Raw genomic sequence first — 18,788 nt, 5'->3', positions numbered from 1 at the left:
GCGAGGACAGAAGTCGTGGGTCAGCTATTTCTCAACAAGGTGCGAAAGTCGTTCGGACATTTCGAGGTGATCAAGGGTGTCAGCCTCGAGGTCAAGGACGGCGAGTTCGTGGTCTTCGTCGGCCCCTCCGGCTGTGGAAAATCCACGCTTCTGCGCATGATCGCGGGGCTTGACGACACCACCGACGGCGACATCGTCATTGCCGGTGAGCGGGTCAACGATAAACCGCCGGTCGAGCGCGGCATCGCCATGGTCTTCCAGTCCTATGCGCTTTATCCGCATATGTCCGTTTTCGAGAACATCGCCTTCCCGCTTCGGGTCGAAGGCCTGCCTGAAGACACGATCCGCGAGAAGGTCGGCGCGGTGTCGAAAATCCTGCAACTCGACCAGCGTCTGCAGCAGCGTCCCGGACAGCTTTCCGGCGGCCAGCGCCAGCGCGTCGCGATCGGCCGGGCGATCGTGCGCGAACCGAAGATCTTCCTGTTCGACGAACCGCTGTCGAACCTCGACGCAGCGCTCCGCGCCGACATGCGTATCGAACTGACCAAGTTGCACCGGGATCTGCAAGCGACGATGATTTACGTCACGCATGACCAGATCGAGGCCATGACCATGGCCGATCGGATCGTCGTGCTGAATGCCGGCAATATCGCCCAGGTGGGTGCACCGCTCGAGCTCTATCACAAGCCGCAGAACCTGTTCGTCGCAGGCTTTATCGGCAACCCGAAGATGAACTTCGTGCCGGTGACGTGTACAGCGATCGATCCGATCGGTGTCACCGTCTCCTATGAAGGCCAGAGCGTCATGCTGCCGGTCGAGCCGCGTGCCGATCTCGTTGGCCAGACGCTGACACTTGGTATTCGGCCGGAACACACGACCCTTGCGCGGGGCGACATCAACATCACCGTTATTCCGTCGGTCATCGAGCGGCTTGGCATCAATACGATTGCCTATGCCGCCCTGCCGTCCGGCGAGCCCTATTGCGCGCTGCTGCCGGGATCGGCACCCGTGCGTGCGGAAGAGCCGCTGGTCACCGGCATCATGGCAGCGGACTGCCATCTGTTTGACGGCAATGGTCAGGCGCTGGAGCGCCAGGTCGATTGGCGCACATTGGAACTTCCGGCTGCGGTTACTGCTGCCGAGTAAGAATTTGGTTCAGGTCCCCCGACCTTAACTCTGGTCCGCCTTCGGGCGGGCCATTTTTTGTTTGCGTTGAGATCTGCCTCACGGAAAGCCCTGATATTGCGGCAGGTCGTCGGTGATGTCGTACCACGGTGCTTTGGATCCGACGAAGATGTGCATCGTGGGATGCGCAGAGGGTGCATCGATCAGCGTGCCCATCGGGATATGGATCTTCACGCTGCCGTTTTCGGCGATCCAGGAATAGATCAGCGATCCGCAAGTCCGACAGTGGAGGTCATGGATGCCTTTCGCATCGCCGTGGACAAACAGGTCGTCCTTGCCCCGGATGATCCGGAAATCATCCACTTGCAGTCCTGCAATGGGCTTGAAGGCGGAGCCTGTGGTCCGGCGGCATTTCGAGCAATGGCAATTGAGCGCATAGAGGAACCGATCTTCGGCCTCGTATTCTACCGCACCGCACATGCAGCCGCCGCGCAGCTTCTGACCTGTGTCCGACATGAATGATCCTCCCGCAGCTTACGCTAGCGGAAGGTCGATCTGCGTCGCAACCGAAACCTTGCTACCAGACGAGGCCGCGGGCAGCGACGTTTTCGACTCTGGTGACCAAACCATTGCGATGGAAGGTCATGCTGTCGAACAGGTTGGAGACGACGCAGGTATGGTTCGGCACGATGCGCACCTTCTCGCCGATCGCCGGGCGCTTGCCGTCCACCTTGGAGAGGTCGACCGTGCCATGTTCTTCCGACAGGCCGGTGATCGACGCCTGCGGATATTCGACGATCAGGCCGAAATCGGAAAAGCCGAGAAGATCCGAGGTCAGCGTCTTGGAGCCGGCGTCGAGAATGGCGCGGTCTGCGGTCGGGCGCGAGACCACGGTCGCCAGAATATGCATGGCGCAATCATCGAGCGTGCAATGGCCGGCGCGCACCATTGAGCGGTCGTTGTAGACATAGGTGCCCGCCCGGTGCTCCGTGGCCGAGGGTACGAGATGGGCGGAGAACAGGCTCGGTGAGCCGCCATTGGAGACGATGGGGCAGGCGATGCCGAGGGCCTTAAGCGCGGCCAGGGTTTCGGCGAAGAAGGTCTCGACGTCGCTCTCGGTATTCGCCTTGGGATAGGTCAGCAGGCCACCAAAGATCAGAGGTATCATGCCGACGATCATCTGCGCCAACTCTACGGCCTCAGCCGGGGTCTGGACGCCGCAGCGCCCGCCACCGGTATCGCACTCGACCAGGACGGTGAGTGGTCGGCGGCCGGTGAAATAGGCAGACAGTCCCTGCACAGTTGCGGCGCTATCGGCGACGACCTTGAGGCCCGAAATACGTTCGTTCAAGGCGGCGAGGCGCTCGAGCTTTTCAAGCCCGAGAATATTGAAGGTGATCAGCAGGTCCTCGAAGCCGGCATCGGCAAACACTTCGGCCTCGGTGATCTTCTGGCAGTTGATACCTTTCGCGCCGGCCTCGACCTGGGCGTTGGCGATCGACGGGATCTTGTGGGTCTTGATATGCGGGCGAAAGGCAATGCCGCTGGCGTCCATATAGGACTGGACGCGGGTGATGTTCGCCTCCAGGCGGGTTTCATCGATCAACGGCAAGGGCGTCGACAGTGATTGCAGCGGCGCACCGATTTTTGGGCGAAGGTCAATCATCAGGCGGCCTCGTTTCCTTCGGGAGTATCATGGGGGTTGGCCATGATCGGCCAGATATCATGGCGTACACGGCGATAGGCGGTCGTGGCAGGGTTGTTCGGATACGGCGTGCCGGCCGAACAATACAATATCTCCGACGCGATCTTTGAAAAGGCCGCGTAGAAATGGTTGGTCGATTTGATCACAAGGATATGCTTTTGCGTCGGGTCGATGCCGAGCGCCGTAAACAGCGACGGGTCGTAGCTCTGCACGCGCACGCTGCTCAGGATGATATCGATGCCGTTCAAATGGACATGGGCCGCATCGCCGAATGGCGCGACGCTTTCGCCGAAATGCATCTCGGCATTCGGCACCACCTTGATCACCTTCACCAGTCCGTCGATCGGATTGCCTGTGCCCGGGGCCGATTTTGCCCCGAACCGCAGCGGGATTTCCGCGCCTTCGCCGGCCGCCATGCAGATCTGAACGGCGATCGGGTCCCAGATCATGCCGACGGCGACATTGGTGATGCCCTGCGCCAGTATTTCAGCCAGCACAACCGTTGCATCGCCTGCCGTTCCCCCGCCGGGATTGTCCCACATGTCGGCGAGCACAACCGGGCCTTTCGGGTAGGCTGCGGCGCGGGCAACCGCTTGGCGCTCGTCGATCTGCGGCATCATGAATGTGCCGCGTTTGGAGAACAGGTCGAGGCCGAGTTCACGGGCAAGCGCTGCCCCCTTGTCCGGCTTTGCATTGGTCACGGCGATTGTCTTGGTGCCCATTTCCGGAACGTCGCCAGCCATGAAGCCATGGATGACCGAAAGTGACAGTACATCCGCGTCTTCTTTTTCGATGGCCAGAAGCCTGTCAACAAAGCCGCGCATCGGTTCGCGTGACGTTGGGAAAACGTCGATCATGCGGCAGTCGAAGACCGACATGACGGGTTTCACACGGCCTTCAAGCGTGTCGACGGCGATGGCCCACAGATCTTCGGCGCGATCGACGAAGTCGGTATGGGGAAATTCCTTGAAGACGACGAAAAAATCGGTGGCAGCGACACGCTTGGCGGTCAGGTGGCTGTGGGGATCGAGTTCGGCACAGAGAAGGATGTCCGGACCGATGATCTCGCGGATCCGGGTGAGCAGATCACCTTCCGGGTCGATGTAACCATCGGCGACCATGGCGCCATGCAGTCCGAGCACGACGGCATTGACTGGCATCGCGGCCTTCAACTGGTCGAGGATTTCGTCGCGCAGGCTCTCAAAGGTCTGCCTGTTGATGAGGCCTGCCGGATCGGCCCAGGTCGCTGTGCCTTCGATCAGCGTCCAGCCTTTCCGCGCGCAGACCTTGCGACCAACGGTGATCGGCGCCGTGCATAGCGTTGGCGTTTCCGGATGCTGTCCGGGTGCCGCGTAGAGCGATTCCTCGAAGGCGCGCCGGTCGATGCAGATCGGAGAGAAGGTGTTGGTTTCCGTTGCAAGAGCGGCTGTGAAAATGCGCACGGGCTGGCTTTCTGATCTGTTGTCGAGGCGGACGGCGTCTTAGCCCATCGGGTTGGGCAGGTAGCCGGTAAAGCCGGAGATCTTCCAGCGACCCTCGTGCAGGCGACAGTAATAAAGCGTCTGCCACTTCATCACGTCAAAAGTGCCGTCAGCCTTCTTGATCCCGCCGTCGAACTTCTTGCGCACCAGCGCCGTTTCGCCTTCCACTTCGATAACCTCCAGCGTCGTGGTGGTGAAGATCGCAGTGCGGGTGTCTTCGCCATAGCTTTCGCCGGCAAAATCCTTCGCCTGTTTCAGCCATTCGTCGCGATAGGCGGTGAGGCTAGGGAAGGCAAGGCGCCAGTTGTCGGGATTGGCGTCGCGATTGCCGTTGATGCCGAGGAAGCCTTCCTCGACAAAGTCGCCGGCTACCATATCCCAATCGGCGGCGAGAAAGGCGTCGATATCGCGTTTCACCAGCATCTCCCAGATGCTGTGCCGCACTATGTCGCTTTCGGGAAAGGGATTTTTGAACGGATCGCGCATTCTGGGTCTCGCCTTTAAAATCTTTTCATAAACCGTGTTTTTCTCTGGTCAAATTCGGTTTTTTATGGTCGTTTGTCAACGATTGAAGAAAATAATTTGCATGGAGTGCCCTATGACGATCAAGCGTTACGGAGCTGAAAAGGCCGGTGCGGGTGGGCAGCGTCTTCCTTTCGCGCGCGCGGTCGAGGCCGATGGCTGGCTGCATGTGTCCGGCCAGGTGGCCATGGAGAATGGCGAAATCATCAGTGGCGGCATCATCGAGCAGACCCACAAGACGATCGCTAATGTCATCGAGATCCTGCACGAGGCGGGCTACGGCGTCGAGCATGTCGTGCGTTGTGGCGTCTGGCTGGATGATCCGCGCGATTTCTGGACCTTCAACAAGATCTACCAGCAGTATTTCGGCGAGCATCCGCCGGCGCGTGCCTGCGTGCAGGCGTCGATGATGGTCGATTGCAAGGTCGAGATTGACTGCATAGCCTACAAGTCTTCGAAATAGGGAAGAGGGCGGGCAGTTGGACATTTTCGCGACGATACAGCAAGAGGGGCCGCAATTTTCGGCCTCGGAGCAACGCATCGCGGATATTCTGCTGACCCAGTTCGATTTCGCCGTCAACGCCTCGATCATCGAGCTTGCCGAACGCGCCGAAGTGTCGCCGCCGACGGTGACGCGGTTCTGCCGGCGTCTCGGATGCCAGAGCTTTGCCGATTTCAAGGTCAATCTGGCCCGCACCGCCTATGTCGGCGTGCGTTATCTCAATCCGGAAGCCGAGAGCACCGAACCGGCCGATGTCGCGACCGATGTGATCACCAAGGCGCAGAATGCGCTGTTCATGGTGCATCGTGCGCTCGATGCCGTCGTGATGGAAAAGGTCGCCGATCGCGTGTCGCGCGCCGAAATGGTCTACGCCTTTGGATCGGGTGGCAATTCCTCGCTGATCGCCGGCGAGTTTCAGAACCGGCTGTTCCGGCTCGGGTCTCGGGTCAGCGTCAGCACCGATCACGGCCTGCAACTGATGCTGACGGCGGCGGCGCGACCCAATGACGTGCTGATCGGTTCGTCATTCTCGGGTCGCAATGCCGAGCTGGTCAAATGCTTCAATCTGGCACGCGAAAACGGGATTACAACGATCGCGCTTACCCAGAGCGACAGTCCCGTGGCCAAGGCGGCCGAACTGGTGATCGGCATCGACCTGCCGGAAGGTGACAATATTTTTCGGCCGACCTCGACACGTTTTGCCTATCTCGCAGTGGTCGATGTGATCGCCAGTCTGGTCGCCTATCGCAATCGCAAGCTCTCGCAGGTGACCCTGCGCCATATCAAGCAACAACTGGTCGAACACCGAGATGGTGACGACCGCCAGCTTCTGGGAGACTGACCCGTGTCCAGCCTGTTCCTGCCGTCCGTTTGCCCCAAGGTGGGTTACTGATGCCTTCCGTTGCTGTTGTAACAGGGGCCGCCGGCGATATCGGACGGGCGATCGCGCTTCGGTTGGCCGACAGCCATGATCTGGTGGTCCTCGTGGATATCGACGTTGCCGCAGCGGAAAAGGCTGCACGCGATCTCGGACCTCCGGAACGCTTCGTCGCACTTGGCTGCGACGTGACCAGCGAGGCGGAGCTTGCTCTGCTGGCGACGAAAATCGCCGGGTTCGGTCTTGTTCAAACTCTCGTCAACAATGCCGGCGCCGCGCGTGCGGTCAGCCTGCATGACACGGACGGCGATATCTGGCGCAAGGACAATGCGCTGAACCTCGAGGCGCCTTTCCTCTGCTTCCGGGCTTTCTCCGATGCGTTGAAACAGTCGCAGGGCTCGGTGATCAACATCTCGTCAGTCAATGGCATGGCCGTGTTCGGCCATCCGGCCTATAGCGCGGCGAAGGCCGGCCTTATTCACCTCACCAAGCTGATTGCGGTCGAATATGGCAAGTTCGGCATTCGCTCGAATGCGGTGGCGCCCGGCACCGTGCGCACGCAGGCCTGGGAAGCGCGGGCTGCTGCCAATCCTGAGGTCTTCGAGGAAGCCAAGCGCTGGTACGCGCTGCGGCGCATCGCAACCGCCCAGGACATCGCCAATGCGGTGTTCTTCCTGTCGGGCGACCAGGCGGCGGCGATTACCGGCGTCTGCCTTCCGGTCGATTGCGGCCTGACCGCAGGCCAGACGGAACTCGCCCGAACCTTCTCGCAATCCGAACATTACTGATCCAACGATAAGCCAGGGGAACCATCATGGCACCAGTCCTTTTCCGTCTCGAAAATGCTTGGCACCCGACCGAGGGTGGCCAGAACGGTCGTTTCACCTTCACGCTGGTCAACCTGTCCGATGCGGCGATCAGCGGCTTCAAGGTCGCCTATACATCCCTGACCCGGGTGATCGACAAGGCTGCCTGCAGCAATGCAACATTCGTCAACCGCAACGCCAATTTCCATCAATTCGCCCCGCCGCAGGGCTTCGTGCTAGCGCCAGGCGCTTCCTGGCAGTTTACCGTGGCCGGGCTGCATAGGCCGGCGGTGCATCGCACGGACGGTGCGAAATCCGCCTATCTGACCTTGGCAGACGGCAGCCACATGGCTGTGGCTGTGGCCGACCTGATGCTGGAAGGCAAGCATAGCGAACCGGCACCGGCTCTCCTGCCGGAAGGCAAGGTTAGCGAGCCCTTCGCCATGCTGCCCTGGCCCGCGGAGGCGACGCTCGTTGCTGGCGACAGCTTTCCCGTGGCGCTTTATCCCGCTGCAGGTGCTTCGCTTGCCGAATTGCGCACCGTGGAAAATGCGCTCCGGCTGTTCTGCCGGCTGTTTTCCGTCGGTCATGCGCCGCTGGCGCTGGCGCCGGTGCACGAGGGGCGTGCGCTGCGTTTCGAGGAAAAGGCAAGCCTCGGTGCTTCCGCCTATGGGATCGTCTTCTCGCAGGGTGATGTGAGCATTTCCTACGGCGATATCGCCGGCCTGCAATATGGCCTGACCATTCTCGCCCAGATGCTGCACGGCGCACGCATCAAGCCGGATCTGTTCCGGTTCCCGGTTTCGGGCAGCATTTCCGATCAGCCGCGCTACGGCTGGCGCGGTTGCCATCTCGATGTCTCGCGGCAGTTCTATCCGACGCATGACGTCAAGCGCCTGATCGACATTCTCGCCTGGTTCCGGATGAACATCTTCCACTGGCACCTGAGCGATGACGAAGCCTGGCGGCTTGAGATCAAGGCCTATCCGGAATTGACCACGCTCGGTGTCTTGCGTGGTCCCGACGAACCACTGCTGCCGCAGCTCGGCAATGGCGCGGAGCCGGTCGGCGGCTTCTATAGTCAGGAAGACGTCAAAGACATTGTTGCCCATGCCTCGGCACTGAATGTCGAAGTCATTCCGGAAATCGATATTCCCGGTCACAGCACGGCGACGCTTGTCGCCTTGCCGGATCTGATCGACGGCCAGGAAGCACCTGACAGCTATCGTTCGGTGCAGGGCTATCCCAACAATGCGCTGAACCCGGCGATCGAATACACCTATGAAGTGCTCGGCAAGGTGTTCGACGAGATGGTGGAACTCTTCCCCTCGGTGCTGATCCATATCGGCGGCGACGAGGTGGCGTCCAACACCTGGATGGCATCGCCATTGGCGAAAAAGCTGATGGAAGACGAAGGCATCGAAGGCACGTTCGGCCTGCAGAGCTATTTCATGAAACGTATCCAGCAGATGCTGGCCGAGCGCGGCAAGAAGCTGGCCGGCTGGGACGAAGTCAGCCATGGCGGCGGCGTCGATCCTGACGGCACGCTGCTGATGGCGTGGCAGAAGCCGGAAGTCGGGTTGGAACTGGCGAAGCAGGGCTATGACGTCGTCATGACACCGGGCCAGGCCTACTATCTCGACATGGTGCAGGCGACTGAGTGGCAGGAGCCGGGGGCCAGCTGGGCCGGCACCGTGCCGCCGCATCATACCTATACCTATGAAGCCGTGGCGGAGTTTCCGGCGGAACTGGCGGCGCGCATGCGTGGCGTGCAGGCCTGCATCTGGTCAGAGCATTTCCTCAATCGCGACTATTTCAATCATCTCGTCTTCCCGCGCCTGCCGGCCATCGCCGAAGCAGCCTGGACGCCGAAGGAGCGCAAGGACTGGCTGCGGTTTGCCGCCATCGTTCCCTTGAGCCCGCGCTACTGAGGAGAGACCGACATGACCTTGCGTATCGCCGTTGGTGGCATTCACACCGAGTGCAGCACGTCTTCGCCAGTTCTGATGCAGCCGGACGATTTCCGCGTGCTGCGTGGTGAGGAACTGCTGGGCGCCGAGTATTTCAACTTCCTCGACGCCGAGGATATCGAGCATCATCCATTGCTGCATGCGCGCGCGGTTCCGGGCGGTCCGCTCGCACGCGCCACCTATGAAGGCTTCAAGGCGCAGTTCCTCGAGCTTCTCCGGGACGCGTTGCCTGTGGATGGTCTCTATCTCGCCATGCATGGCGCGATGAATGTCGAAGGCATGGACGATGCGGAAGGCGACTGGATTTCTGCGGCGCGTTCGGTGGTCGGGCCTGATGTGCCGGTTGCCGCGAGCTATGACCTGCATGGCAACGTGACGCAGAAGATCATCGACCAGCTCGACATCTTCGCCGGTTATCGCACGGCACCGCATATCGACGTGCGCGAAACCATGGTGCGCGCCTGGTCGATGCTGGTGCGGGCGCTCACGACCGGCGAAAAGCCAGGCGTCGCCTGGGCGCCGGTCCCTGTCCTTCTGCCGGGTGAGCGGACCTCGACGGAGGACGAGCCGGCCAAGGGTCTTTATCTGAAGCTGCCGGAGCATGACAAAGCGCCGGGCATGTGGGATGCCAACCTGATGGTCGGTTATGTCTGGGCAGACGAACCGCGCGGCACGGCCTGCGCCGTGGTGACGGCAGACAACGAGGTTGCAGCCGCAACGGCAGCAGCCGCGATTGCTCAATCCTATTGGGATGCGCGCTCCGATTTCCAGTTCGGACCGGTCACCGGTCCGTTGGAGGACATGCTCGACATTGCTGAAAAGGCGCAAACCCGTCCGGTGATCCTGGCGGATTCAGGCGACAACCCGACCGGTGGTGGCGTCGGTGATCGTGGCGACGTGCTCAAGGCGCTGATTGCCCGCAATTTCGACGGCGCTCTGGTCGGCGGCATTACCGACAGGCCTGCCGTCGAGGCCTGCTTTGCGGCCGGCGAGGGCGCGGAGATCAGCCTGAAAATCGGCGGTTCACTCGACCCGGCCAGTCCGTTTGTCGAAACGACGGCAAGGGTGCTCAGGCTCGATGATGCCGGCGTACCGGCAGAGCGTCAGGCCGTTGTGGCGATTGGTGGCATCACGGTCATCCTGGCGGCAAAACGCCGGCCGTATCACAACATTGCCGATTTCACCCGACATGGTGTCGACCCGCAGTCCGCCCGGCTTCTGGTCGTGAAATCGGGTTATCTGTCGCCGGAACTCAGCCCGATCGCCAACCCCAATCTGATGGCGCTCACCGATGGGGTGATCAACCAGGATATCGAGGCCTTGCCGAGCAAACGGCGCCAGCAGCCGACCTATCCCTTCGTCAAGGATTTCGAGTATACACCCCTGGTTCGCCTGTCCGCTCGATTCCCGGGCGCCTAGCGAAGCATCTCTTGCGTGCCGCTGCCGGTGGCACGCTCCCTCCATGTGAACGTATTGTCCGATGCTGTCGACCCTGACGCTTGTCTATCGCCATCCACCCATCCGGGTGAGTGCGCTCGCGATCTTCTTTTTCGGTTTTTCCGGAGCAGCGACCTCGCCCTATATGTCGCTTGTCGGCATTCGTGAACTGGGCCTGTCGGATGCGATCTATTCCGTCCTGATGATGGCGGCGGCGCTGGTCAATGTCAGCGCCAGTGTGACGGCCGGCATTCTCGCGGACCGCCTGGGGCATTTTCGCTCACCGATGCTGTTTGCCGGAACATTCGGCGTTGTCGGCTTCGGCATCGTGTACCTGCTGCCGTCACAGTTGGTCTTCATCATCGCGGCACTTGTCTTCATCCCGATCTTCAATTCGGTCAATTCGCTGATCTTCGCCAATGTGCGGGCAGTCTCGGCCGGCATGCCGGTCAGGGAGCTCATCGCGGTCAATTCGGCGATCCGCGCCGTTCTGTCGCTCTCTTGGGTTCTCGTTCCCGGCGTTGTCGGTGCTATGCTGGCCGGTGGCCCCAGCATGCTGCCGGCCTATCTGCTGGCCGCTCTTGCCTGCCTGATCTGTCTGGCGCTGTTCTTTTTCGGCATGCCGAAAGAGCCGCCGCCGGTTGCCGAAAACAGGCCGCATTACTCCTTCTTCGCGTCAATCCGCCAGATCGGCTCGCGCTCTGTCGTGTCACGGCTGCTGGCGATCGCGTTGATCTCGTCCATGCTGCATGTCAACGGCGCGGTGCTCCCGCTTGTCGTCACGGGCAAGGCTGGCGGCACGACGGCCGATGTCGGCGTGATCGTCGGCATTGTCGCGTTCCTCGAAATCATCTTCATTCTGTTCTGGGGCTGGGTGGAGATGCGCACCTCGACCGTCATCGCCATGTCGGCCGGCGCAGTGGTCTACTGCGCCTACATGATCTTCCTCGGTCTCGCGGATCAGCCGCGCGATATATACATCCTGACACTGGTGAGCGGCCTCGGGGCTGCCGGTATCATCGCCATTCCGATCACCTATCTGCAGAACTTGATCGCCGACCGCGCCGGGCTCGGCAGTTCGCTGATCGCGGTGAATATCTTTGTCAGCGGTGGACTGAGTTCCTTGCTGTTTGCCGTCGGCACCGCCGTCAGCGACTATGCGGGAACGGCGATATTGGGGGCTGTCGCGGGCCTGACCGGTATTCTACTGCTCTGGTTCCTCGACAAACCATTCGCAACCGTGACGGACAGGTAAGGGGGCAGGATGCAGGCGAGGATCCTGGAAGTCTGTGTTGACGATGCCGATGGCCTTGCCGCAGCGATTGCCGGCGGTGCGGATCGCATCGAACTGTGTTCCGCACTTGGCGTGGGCGGGCTGACCCCGACACGGGGTTTCATGGCGCTGGCTGCGAAAAGCCCGATCCCGGTCAATGCCATCATCCGTCCCCGCATCGGCGGCTTTGCCTATTCGGATGACGAGATTTCAATCATGCTTGCCGATATCGAGGCTGCCTGCGATGCCGGGCTCGCAGGTGTCGTCATCGGTGCATTGCGACCAGACGGCACGCTGGATCGGGCAGTCCTGGAGCGGCTGATCAAAGCTGCCGGCACGCTCGATCTCACCTTGCACCGGGCCTTCGACATGGTGCCGGACTTTGATGTCGCTGTGGAAATGGCGATCGATCTCGGTTTTTCGCGGGTTCTCACCTCCGGTGGCGCCCGGCATGCCGAGGCCGGCCTGCCGGTATTGCGGCGTGTCGCCGAGGTGACGAGCGGGCGCATTTCGATCATGCCCGGTGGTGGCGTGCGTCCAGGCAATGCGGCGGATTTCCTTGCCATTCCCGGGGTTTTCGAGCTGCACGCCTCTTGCACTCAGCCGATGGAGCCGAATGCCGATCTTGTCGATTTCGGCTTTTCACCTACCAATGCGCGGCGGACCGATGCTGATACGGTGCGGCAGATGAAAGCGATCTTGGCGTGACATAGTGCGAGTGCCGGTCTGCCGGGTCAGGAGGCCGCAAGCAGTCTTCCCCGATCTGCGAACCATGCAAGCGTCTCCTCCGCCTTTTGCGGACGCGAGAAATAGAAGCCCTGCACGGCTTCCACGCCGAGGCTTTCGAGGATCTGCAGCTCTTCCTCTGTCTCCACACCTTCGACAATCGCCTTCAGATCCATTTCGGCACAGAGCGCCAGCACGGACTTGACGATCTTGAAGCTCGACTGATGCTTGTGGATATCGCGCACGAAGCTGCCATCGATCTTGATTTTCGTCAGCGGCAGCTTGTGCACATGGCTGAGACTGGAGTAGCCGGTGCCGAAGTCGTCCAGCGCGATACCGGAGCCGAGATCGCGCAATATCTGGATCGAGGCATTGGCCTGTTCGAAATCGTGCATGACGGCGGTTTCGGTGATCTCGAAATTGATGCGGCGCGGATCGAAGTCGCTGGCCAGAACGATGGCGGCAATCTTCAACGTACTTTCGCTGGAGGTCAGGTCGTGCGGCGAGAGATTGAACGAGAGGAACACCCCTGGCGGCCAGTCCTTTGCCACTTTCAGCGAACGCTCGAGCAGAAGACGGGTCATCATGGCAATGCGCCCGTTATGCTCTGCAATTGGGATGAATTCCGCCGGGGAGACCTGGCCGATCAGCGGACTTTCCCAGCGGGCAAGGGCTTCGAAGCCGATGCAGCGGCGACTGGTCATGCAGACGATCGGCTGAAAAACCAGGGATAGCTCCTTGGCCAGGTCGGCTGCGATCAGCGCTTCTTCGACAATTTTCTGGCGGGTCAGTTCGTTGGCCTGCACGGCGTTGAAAATCACCACGCCGGCGCGCTGATGCTTCTTGGCGTTGTAGAGCGCGTAATCGGCCCGCTCATAGAGTTCCAGTCCGGTGACACCGACGTCCGGATAGATGGCAAAACCGACCGAACCGGTGACCTGAACGATACCGGAGCCGATGTTGATGCGCTGGGCTATGGCGTCGCAGACGTTCAGTCCAAGGCTCTGAATGTGGCGTTCGGTGATCGGACCCTTGACCAACAGCCCGAATTCATCACCACCAAGGCGGTAGACAGACAGGTTTTCATCCGCGATTTGCGTGAGGCGATTGCTGACCTCGATCAGCACCTTGTCTCCCGCCGAATGGCCGAACATATCGTTGACCGGCTTGAAGCCGTCCAGATCGATGACGCCTACGGCCAAGGTTTGGTTTGAGGATGTGGCTCTGGCAAACTCGGTCTCGAGCATCTGGAAGAAGCTGCGACGGTTGGCGAGAAGGGTCAGGCTGTCGAGATTGGCCAAACGCAGGTTTTCGTCCGACAAAACCTGCATGGCCCGGTTCTGCTCGTGCAGAGCATCCTGTTGGGTGATCAGAACCTGACGGGATTCGTTCAGTTGGCGAAAATCGCTGTAGTGGGTCAGGAGGATCATCACCATGGCGCCGCTGACGAGCACGACATTGACGCCGGTTGCGATGAAGGTCGGTTCGCCGCTCATGCACATGGCGACAAAGAGGGGGATATTGACCAATGCCGTGACCAGCAGCGCTGCGGAGCGCAGATGCATGAGACAGAAGATACAGCCGATAACCGTGATCGCCATGAAGAAGGCAACGTGTGCCTGCTGGTAGGCGCTGCCATAGGGAAACAGGGCAAGAGCCCAACCGGTGAAGTAGATGGCGAGGATGCCGGCCAGCACATTGGTGGCGCGGAGCTTGCGGTATGCCTGTGCCGGGGTTTGCTCGACATTGCGTCGCGTCAGCCAGGCAATCGCCCGGACGGTGCAGATCAGCGTAAAGAATCCTGGCAGATAGATCACCAGATAGTCCGGCGCGATGCCCTGATGGGTCACCGAGAGCGAAACCATGTTCGTCGCAAGAATGAAATAGAGCAGCGGGACCTGTTTCGAAAACGCCTTGAACTGCGCCAGAGTGAGTTCTGGGTTGTCATTCGGGACGGTGAACAGCGCAAATGCCCGTTCAAAACCAGTCCTCAGCGTATCTCTCGACATCTAGAATACAGCTCCACCATCACAAATGATTATTGATGTTCGAGAATGCTACATCAGTCGGAGTTAAATTTAAGCAAAGCGCATATTGTAAGATCCGGTGATCTGGCGTGCAAACTAAAGCAATTTGTGGCGCTTTCGGACGGAGTTGATTGAATGCGGTGCCTTGGACAGTTAAGTCTTGCCGGTCATTGCCAACGATCGGAAGTCGCGTGATCCAGCTTTTCAGAGCCAGCCTCGTTCTTGCCTTTGCCGTCTTTGCGTCTGCCAATTATGCGCTTGCGGATTGGGTAGCGACCGAAAAGGTCGTGCCCTACAAGATCAACGGTGCGACACCGATGGAGCTTTACCGTTCGATCGGAGACAGAGGGCCGCAGATCGGTGCGGGACGCGTGATCGCACACACCAATTTCAAGCTGACCTGGCAGCGGGATTACCAACCGCAGGGCACCGCCTGCGTGCTGGTGTCGGCCAAGCCGAAGCTGATCATCACCTATACGTTGCCGAAACCCAGCCAGACACTGCAGGGGGATACCAAGGCTAGGTGGGACCGGTTCTACGCAGGCATCGTTGAGCATGAAAAGCTGCATGGCGAGTTCATTCGCGACCTTGTGCGGCAGATCGAGCAGATTTCGGTCGGTTTGCGGGCCGAGAATGACCCGCAATGCCAGAAAGTCCGCCAGGCGCTGCAGGCGCAGCTGAAGCCGATTTCGGATGCCCATGTGGCGCGCCACGGCGAATACGACCGGGTCGAGATGTCGCCGGGCGGAGCTGTCCACCAGTTGATCCTGACGTTCCTCAACCCTTAAGCGGGGCCTCAGACCCGTTCGAGAACGATCGAAATTCCCTGACCGACGCCGATGCACATGGTCGACAGCGCATAGCGGCCGCCGGTCTCCTGCAGTTCGAGAGCCGCCGTGCCGGTGATGCGGGCACCTGACATGCCGAGCGGATGACCCAGCGCAATGGCGCCGCCATTTCGATTGACCCGGGCGTCGTCATCGGCGATGCCGAGATCACGCAGCGTCGCCAGTCCTTGCGAGGCAAAGGCCTCGTTCAGTTCGATAACATCCATCTGTTCCTGTTTCAGGCCGAGACGGGCGAGCAATTTCTTCGAAGCCGGTGCCGGGCCGAAACCCATGATGCGCGGCGGCACGCCGGCCGTGGCGCCGCCGGCGATGCGGGCGATCGGCGTCAGTCCGTATTTCTTCACGGCTGCTTCGGAGGCGATGATCAGGGCGGCTGCGCCATCATTGACGCCAGACGCGTTGCCGGCAGTCACCGTGCCGCCTTCCTTCTTGAACGGCGTGCCGAGCTTGGCCAGAGTCTCGATCGTGGTGGCGCGGGGATGTTCGTCTTGCGAGACGATCACGGGTTCGCCCTTGCGCTGGGGAATTGTCACCGGAACGATCTCCTTGGCCAGCCGGCCATTCTGTTGGGCTGCCGCTGCCTTGTTCTGGCTGCGCACGGCAAACGCGTCCTGGTCCTCGCGGCTGACATGAAAGTCTTCGGCGACGTTTTCGCCAGTCTCGGGCATGCTGTCGACGCCGTATTGCTTCTTCATCAGCGGATTGACGAAGCGCCAGCCGATCGTCGTGTCGTAGATCTCGGCGTTGCGGGAAAAGGCCGCGTCGGCCTTCGGCATGACAAAGGGCGCGCGGCTCATGCTTTCGACGCCGCCGGCGATCATCAGTTCGGCCTCACCGGATTTGATGGCGCGGGCCGCCGCGATGACGGCATCCATGCCGGAGCCGCAGAGGCGGTTGATCGTGGTGCCGGTTACGGACACCGGAAGTCCGGCGAGCAGCAGCGACATACGCGCCACGTTGCGGTTGTCTTCGCCCGCCTGGTTGGCGCAGCCGAAGATCACGTCATCGACGGCTTCCCAGTCGATGCCGGCATTGCGCTCCATCAGCGCCTTCAGCGGAATGGCGCCGAGGTCGTCGGCCCGGACAGACGATAGCGCGCCGCCGAAACGGCCGATGGGGGTGCGGATATAGTCGCAGATATAGGCTTCGGTCATATCGCAGATCCTTCAGAGTGCCGGGACGACGAGGTCGGCGACGGGGCCATCGGTGTGAAGCGGCGCGCCGGTCATCGCCTGCAGTTCGTCCATGGTCATCGCAGCGAGCTTTTCGCGGACAACGAATTGACCGTCTTTGATGTCGATGACCGCATGGCTGGTATAGATGCGGGTGATGCAGGCGACGCCGGTCAGCGGGAAGGTGCAGGCCGCGACCAGCTTCGGCTTTCCGTCCTTGGTCACATGCTCGGTGATGACAAAAACCTGCTTGGCGCCGTGCACGAGATCCATCGCGCCGCCGACGGCGGGTACGCCCTTGGACCCGACACGCCAGTTGGCGAGATCGCCGTTCTGGGCGACCTGATAGGCGCCGAGGATTGCGACATCCAGGTGGCCACCGCGGACCATGGCAAAGCTGTCGGCATGGTGGAAAAAGGCGGCGCCAGGTTTCAGCGTCACGGCCTTCTTGCCGGCATTGATCAGGTCCCAGTCTTCCTCGCCTTCGGCCGGTGGTTCACCGAAGTTGAGGATGCCGTTTTCGGTGTGGAAGATCGCTTCGCGGCCGGGCGGCTGGTATCGAGCGACCATTTCCGGAAAGCCGATGCCGAGGTTCACATAGGCGCCGTCCTCAATGTCCTGGGCGGCGCGCCAGGCGATCTGGGCGTTGGAAAGCTTGATGTCTTCGCGGGTGTCGATTGGCTGTGTTTCGGTGGTCATGCGTATACAACTCCGGCCCGGATGAGCTCTTCTTCCTGCTGCGGATCAGCGACCTCAACGACGCCGTTGACGAAGATGCCGGGCGTGATCACCTGCTCGGGATCGATCTCGCCGGCCGCCACGATCCTCGATACCTGCGCGATGGTCCTGGTGGCTGCCATGCACATCAGCGGGTTAAAGTTGCGGCCCGCCTTGTTGTAGGTGAGGTTGCCATGCACATCGCCGAGATGCGCCTTGACGATGGCGAAATCCGCCTTCAGCCAGCGCTCCTGCACGTAAGGGCGGCCATCGAATTCGCCGATGACCTTGCCATTGGCAAGTTCCGTTCCGTAGGCGGTCGGGGTGTAAAAGGCGGGAATGCCAGCGCCACCGGCGCGAATGCGCTCGGCGAGCGTTCCCTGCGGCACAAGTTCAAGCTCGATTTCGCCGGCCAGATAACGGTCGGTGAAGGCGCGGGGATCAGACGAACGCGGGAAGGAGCAGATCATCTTCTTGACCATGCCGGCATCGATCATCGCGGCAATGCCGATGCGACCGTTGCCGGCATTGTTGTTGATGACCGTCAGGTTCTTCGGGCCCTTGTCGATCAGGGCATGAATGAGTTCGATCGGTGCGCCGGAGCCGCCGAAGCCGCCGATCATGACGGTCGCACCGTCACCGATGTCCGCGACGGCTTTTGCCGTGCTCACAATTGTCTTGTCCATGCGGGGTCTCCCGTTTCCCATGCGGTCAGCCTCATTCCACTGACCGAACTGGCTCGTCTCTGACTTCAGAATTAGATCCGGACCGGATCGACAGCAAGAAATTTGTGCGATATACGATATTTGTTCGATTATCGCACAAATGGGGATGGTATGCAGATCAAGGAGCGGGACCTGATGGGTGGGCTCGCCAAGGGCCTGAGCATCATCGAGGCGTTCAGCGCCGAGCGCCAAAGATTGAGTATTTCCGAGGCTGCCGAGATCGCCGGGTTGGACCGCGCAACTGCACGGCGCTGTCTGCTGACATTGTCGGAACTTGGCTATGCGCGCTACGACGGCAAATATTTCGAGCTGACGCCTCGCATCTTGCGGCTGGGCAATGCCTATCTGTCGGGCACGTCGTTGCCGGCGCTGCTGCAGCCCTATCTCGATGAGTTGTCGGAAAAGCTCGGACATAGCGCATCGGCTTCGGTGCTGGACGGAAGCGAGATCGTCTATATCGCCCGCGCGTCGCAGAAGCGGGTGATGTCGATCAATCTCATGCCGGGCTCGCGTCTGCCGGCCTATTGCGCCTCGATGGGCCGGGTTCTCTTGGCTGCCCTTGGCGATGCGGAGGTTGCGGCAATTCTCGCAACCAGCGTGCTCAGGGCCAATACGCCGTTCACCCTGACGGATCCTGCGGAATTGCTGACAGAGATCGGCCGCGTGCGAGATCAGGGCTATGCCGTGATCGATCAGGAACTCGAGATCGGGCTCTGCTCGATCGGCGTTGCGGTGCATGACGCGCGCGGACGTGTCGTCGCCGCGATCAATGTCGGCGCGCCGTCGGCCGTGCTGCCTGCGGCCGATCTGGCCGGCCATTGTCTTGGTGCCATGCGCGAGATCCAGGCACGGCTGCGATCCTTGCTGCCGTAAAG

At 60.8% G+C, this 18,788-nt stretch carries 18 protein-coding genes; 10 read left to right on the top strand and 8 right to left on the bottom strand.

Going from position 1 to position 18,788, the window contains the following annotated elements; all coding sequences use genetic code 11:
- Nucleotides 1-15: 15 nt before the first annotated feature.
- The gene (gene ugpC / locus LQ231_RS18470) at nt 16-1,146 is read left to right on the top strand and encodes a sn-glycerol-3-phosphate ABC transporter ATP-binding protein UgpC (protein ID WP_230172788.1); all 1,131 of its coding nucleotides are present in this window, start codon (nt 16-18) and stop codon (nt 1,144-1,146) included.
- A 78-nt stretch (nt 1,147-1,224) separates the two neighbouring features.
- Here the strand turns inward: ugpC and LQ231_RS18465 are convergent, their stop codons facing one another.
- From LQ231_RS18465 to LQ231_RS18450, 4 genes are all read right to left on the bottom strand, one after another.
- Nucleotides 1,225-1,641 carry a GFA family protein gene (locus LQ231_RS18465; protein WP_230172785.1) on the bottom strand — a complete coding sequence of 139 codons (417 nt, stop codon included), beginning with the start codon at nt 1,639-1,641 and terminating at the stop codon, nt 1,225-1,227.
- Nucleotides 1,642-1,702: 61 nt separating this feature from the next.
- A complete protein-coding gene (locus tag LQ231_RS18460; RefSeq protein ID WP_230172784.1) occupies nt 1,703-2,791 on the bottom strand; it encodes a D-TA family PLP-dependent enzyme in 1,089 nt (362 codons plus the stop codon).
- A complete protein-coding gene (locus tag LQ231_RS18455) occupies nt 2,791-4,272 on the bottom strand; it encodes a M81 family metallopeptidase (RefSeq protein WP_230172782.1) in 1,482 nt (493 codons plus the stop codon). Before LQ231_RS18455 ends, LQ231_RS18460 begins: the two co-directional genes overlap by 1 nt.
- Before the next feature lie 39 nt (nt 4,273-4,311).
- Entirely contained in the window at nt 4,312-4,797 is a 486-nt protein-coding gene (locus LQ231_RS18450) for a hypothetical protein (protein ID WP_230172781.1), read from the bottom strand.
- 112 nt (nt 4,798-4,909) lie between these two features.
- On the opposite strand from LQ231_RS18450, the gene LQ231_RS18445 reads away from it, so the two are divergent.
- The 7 genes from LQ231_RS18445 to LQ231_RS18415 all read left to right on the top strand — a co-directional run bounded on the left by LQ231_RS18445 (nt 4,910) and on the right by LQ231_RS18415 (nt 12,406).
- Nucleotides 4,910-5,296 carry a RidA family protein gene (locus LQ231_RS18445; protein ID WP_113142370.1) on the top strand — a complete coding sequence of 129 codons (387 nt, stop codon included), beginning with the start codon at nt 4,910-4,912 and terminating at the stop codon, nt 5,294-5,296.
- Between the two features lie 16 nt (nt 5,297-5,312).
- A complete protein-coding gene (locus LQ231_RS18440) occupies nt 5,313-6,176 on the top strand; it encodes a MurR/RpiR family transcriptional regulator (protein WP_230172780.1) in 864 nt (287 codons plus the stop codon).
- Nucleotides 6,177-6,223: 47 nt separating this feature from the next.
- Nucleotides 6,224-7,000 carry an SDR family oxidoreductase gene (locus LQ231_RS18435; protein WP_230173414.1) on the top strand — a complete coding sequence of 259 codons (777 nt, stop codon included), beginning with the start codon at nt 6,224-6,226 and terminating at the stop codon, nt 6,998-7,000.
- Between the two features lie 26 nt (nt 7,001-7,026).
- Nucleotides 7,027-8,949: a family 20 glycosylhydrolase gene (locus LQ231_RS18430; protein ID WP_230172779.1), complete on the top strand. Its 1,923-nt coding sequence runs from the start codon at nt 7,027-7,029 to the stop codon at nt 8,947-8,949.
- Nucleotides 8,950-8,967: 18 nt separating this feature from the next.
- Complete coding sequence (locus tag LQ231_RS18425; RefSeq protein ID WP_230173412.1) at nt 8,968-10,407, top strand: M81 family metallopeptidase; 1,440 nt, start codon at nt 8,968-8,970, stop codon at nt 10,405-10,407.
- 61 nt (nt 10,408-10,468) lie between these two features.
- Nucleotides 10,469-11,680: an MFS transporter gene (locus LQ231_RS18420; protein WP_230172778.1), complete on the top strand. Its 1,212-nt coding sequence runs from the start codon at nt 10,469-10,471 to the stop codon at nt 11,678-11,680.
- Between the two features lie 9 nt (nt 11,681-11,689).
- Nucleotides 11,690-12,406, top strand: a complete 717-nt coding sequence (locus LQ231_RS18415; protein ID WP_113142366.1) for a copper homeostasis protein CutC — start codon at nt 11,690-11,692, stop codon at nt 12,404-12,406.
- Nucleotides 12,407-12,432: 26 nt separating this feature from the next.
- Here LQ231_RS18415 and LQ231_RS18410 read toward each other — a convergent pair whose 3' ends face one another.
- On the bottom strand, nt 12,433-14,433 hold the full coding sequence (locus tag LQ231_RS18410; protein ID WP_230172777.1) for an EAL domain-containing protein: 2,001 nt from the start codon (nt 14,431-14,433) through the stop codon (nt 12,433-12,435).
- Between the two features lie 209 nt (nt 14,434-14,642).
- Between LQ231_RS18410 and LQ231_RS18405 the strand changes: the two genes are divergently transcribed.
- Entirely contained in the window at nt 14,643-15,239 is a 597-nt protein-coding gene (locus LQ231_RS18405; protein ID WP_230172776.1) for a DUF922 domain-containing protein, read from the top strand.
- Nucleotides 15,240-15,247: 8 nt separating this feature from the next.
- Here the strand turns inward: LQ231_RS18405 and pcaF are convergent, their stop codons facing one another.
- The 3 genes from pcaF to LQ231_RS18390 are packed head-to-tail and all read right to left on the bottom strand — an operon-like array spanning nt 15,248 to nt 17,874.
- A complete protein-coding gene (gene pcaF / locus LQ231_RS18400; protein WP_230172775.1) occupies nt 15,248-16,453 on the bottom strand; it encodes a 3-oxoadipyl-CoA thiolase in 1,206 nt (401 codons plus the stop codon).
- A gap of 12 nt (nt 16,454-16,465) precedes the next feature.
- Nucleotides 16,466-17,170: a CoA transferase subunit B gene (locus tag LQ231_RS18395; protein WP_230172773.1), complete on the bottom strand. Its 705-nt coding sequence runs from the start codon at nt 17,168-17,170 to the stop codon at nt 16,466-16,468.
- Nucleotides 17,167-17,874, bottom strand: coding sequence for a 3-oxoacid CoA-transferase subunit A (locus LQ231_RS18390; protein WP_230172771.1), 708 nt, complete (start codon nt 17,872-17,874; stop codon nt 17,167-17,169). Before LQ231_RS18390 ends, LQ231_RS18395 begins: the two co-directional genes overlap by 4 nt.
- A 156-nt stretch (nt 17,875-18,030) precedes the next feature.
- On the opposite strand from LQ231_RS18390, the gene LQ231_RS18385 reads away from it, so the two are divergent.
- Nucleotides 18,031-18,786, top strand: coding sequence for an IclR family transcriptional regulator C-terminal domain-containing protein (locus LQ231_RS18385; RefSeq protein ID WP_162742688.1), 756 nt, complete (start codon nt 18,031-18,033; stop codon nt 18,784-18,786).
- Nucleotides 18,787-18,788: the final 2 nt, after the last annotated feature.

Source organism: Rhizobium sp. CECT 9324 (assembly GCF_918741265.1).
Lineage (GTDB): Bacteria > Pseudomonadota > Alphaproteobacteria > Rhizobiales > Rhizobiaceae > Allorhizobium.
The sequence above is the reverse complement of the archived record's forward strand: the minus strand, read 5'-3'. Positions and strand labels throughout refer to the sequence as shown.

Excerpts from the sequence above, each read along its gene's own strand:
- LQ231_RS18465 (WP_230172785.1), bottom strand. The coding sequence starts at position 1,641 with ATGTCGGACACAGGTCAGAAGCTGCGCGGCGGCTGCATGTGCGGTGCG.
- LQ231_RS18460 (WP_230172784.1), bottom strand. The coding sequence starts at position 2,791 with ATGATTGACCTTCGCCCAAAAATCGGTGCGCCGCTGCAATCACTGTCG.
- LQ231_RS18450 (WP_230172781.1), bottom strand. The coding sequence starts at position 4,797 with ATGCGCGATCCGTTCAAAAATCCCTTTCCCGAAAGCGACATAGTGCGG.
- LQ231_RS18445 (WP_113142370.1), top strand. The coding sequence starts at position 4,910 with ATGACGATCAAGCGTTACGGAGCTGAAAAGGCCGGTGCGGGTGGGCAG.
- LQ231_RS18430 (WP_230172779.1), top strand. The coding sequence starts at position 7,027 with ATGGCACCAGTCCTTTTCCGTCTCGAAAATGCTTGGCACCCGACCGAG.
- LQ231_RS18420 (WP_230172778.1), top strand. The coding sequence starts at position 10,469 with ATGCTGTCGACCCTGACGCTTGTCTATCGCCATCCACCCATCCGGGTG.
- LQ231_RS18415 (WP_113142366.1), top strand. The coding sequence starts at position 11,690 with ATGCAGGCGAGGATCCTGGAAGTCTGTGTTGACGATGCCGATGGCCTT.
- LQ231_RS18410 (WP_230172777.1), bottom strand. The coding sequence starts at position 14,433 with ATGTCGAGAGATACGCTGAGGACTGGTTTTGAACGGGCATTTGCGCTG.
- pcaF (WP_230172775.1), bottom strand. The coding sequence starts at position 16,453 with ATGACCGAAGCCTATATCTGCGACTATATCCGCACCCCCATCGGCCGT.
- LQ231_RS18395 (WP_230172773.1), bottom strand. The coding sequence starts at position 17,170 with ATGACCACCGAAACACAGCCAATCGACACCCGCGAAGACATCAAGCTT.
- LQ231_RS18390 (WP_230172771.1), bottom strand. The coding sequence starts at position 17,874 with ATGGACAAGACAATTGTGAGCACGGCAAAAGCCGTCGCGGACATCGGT.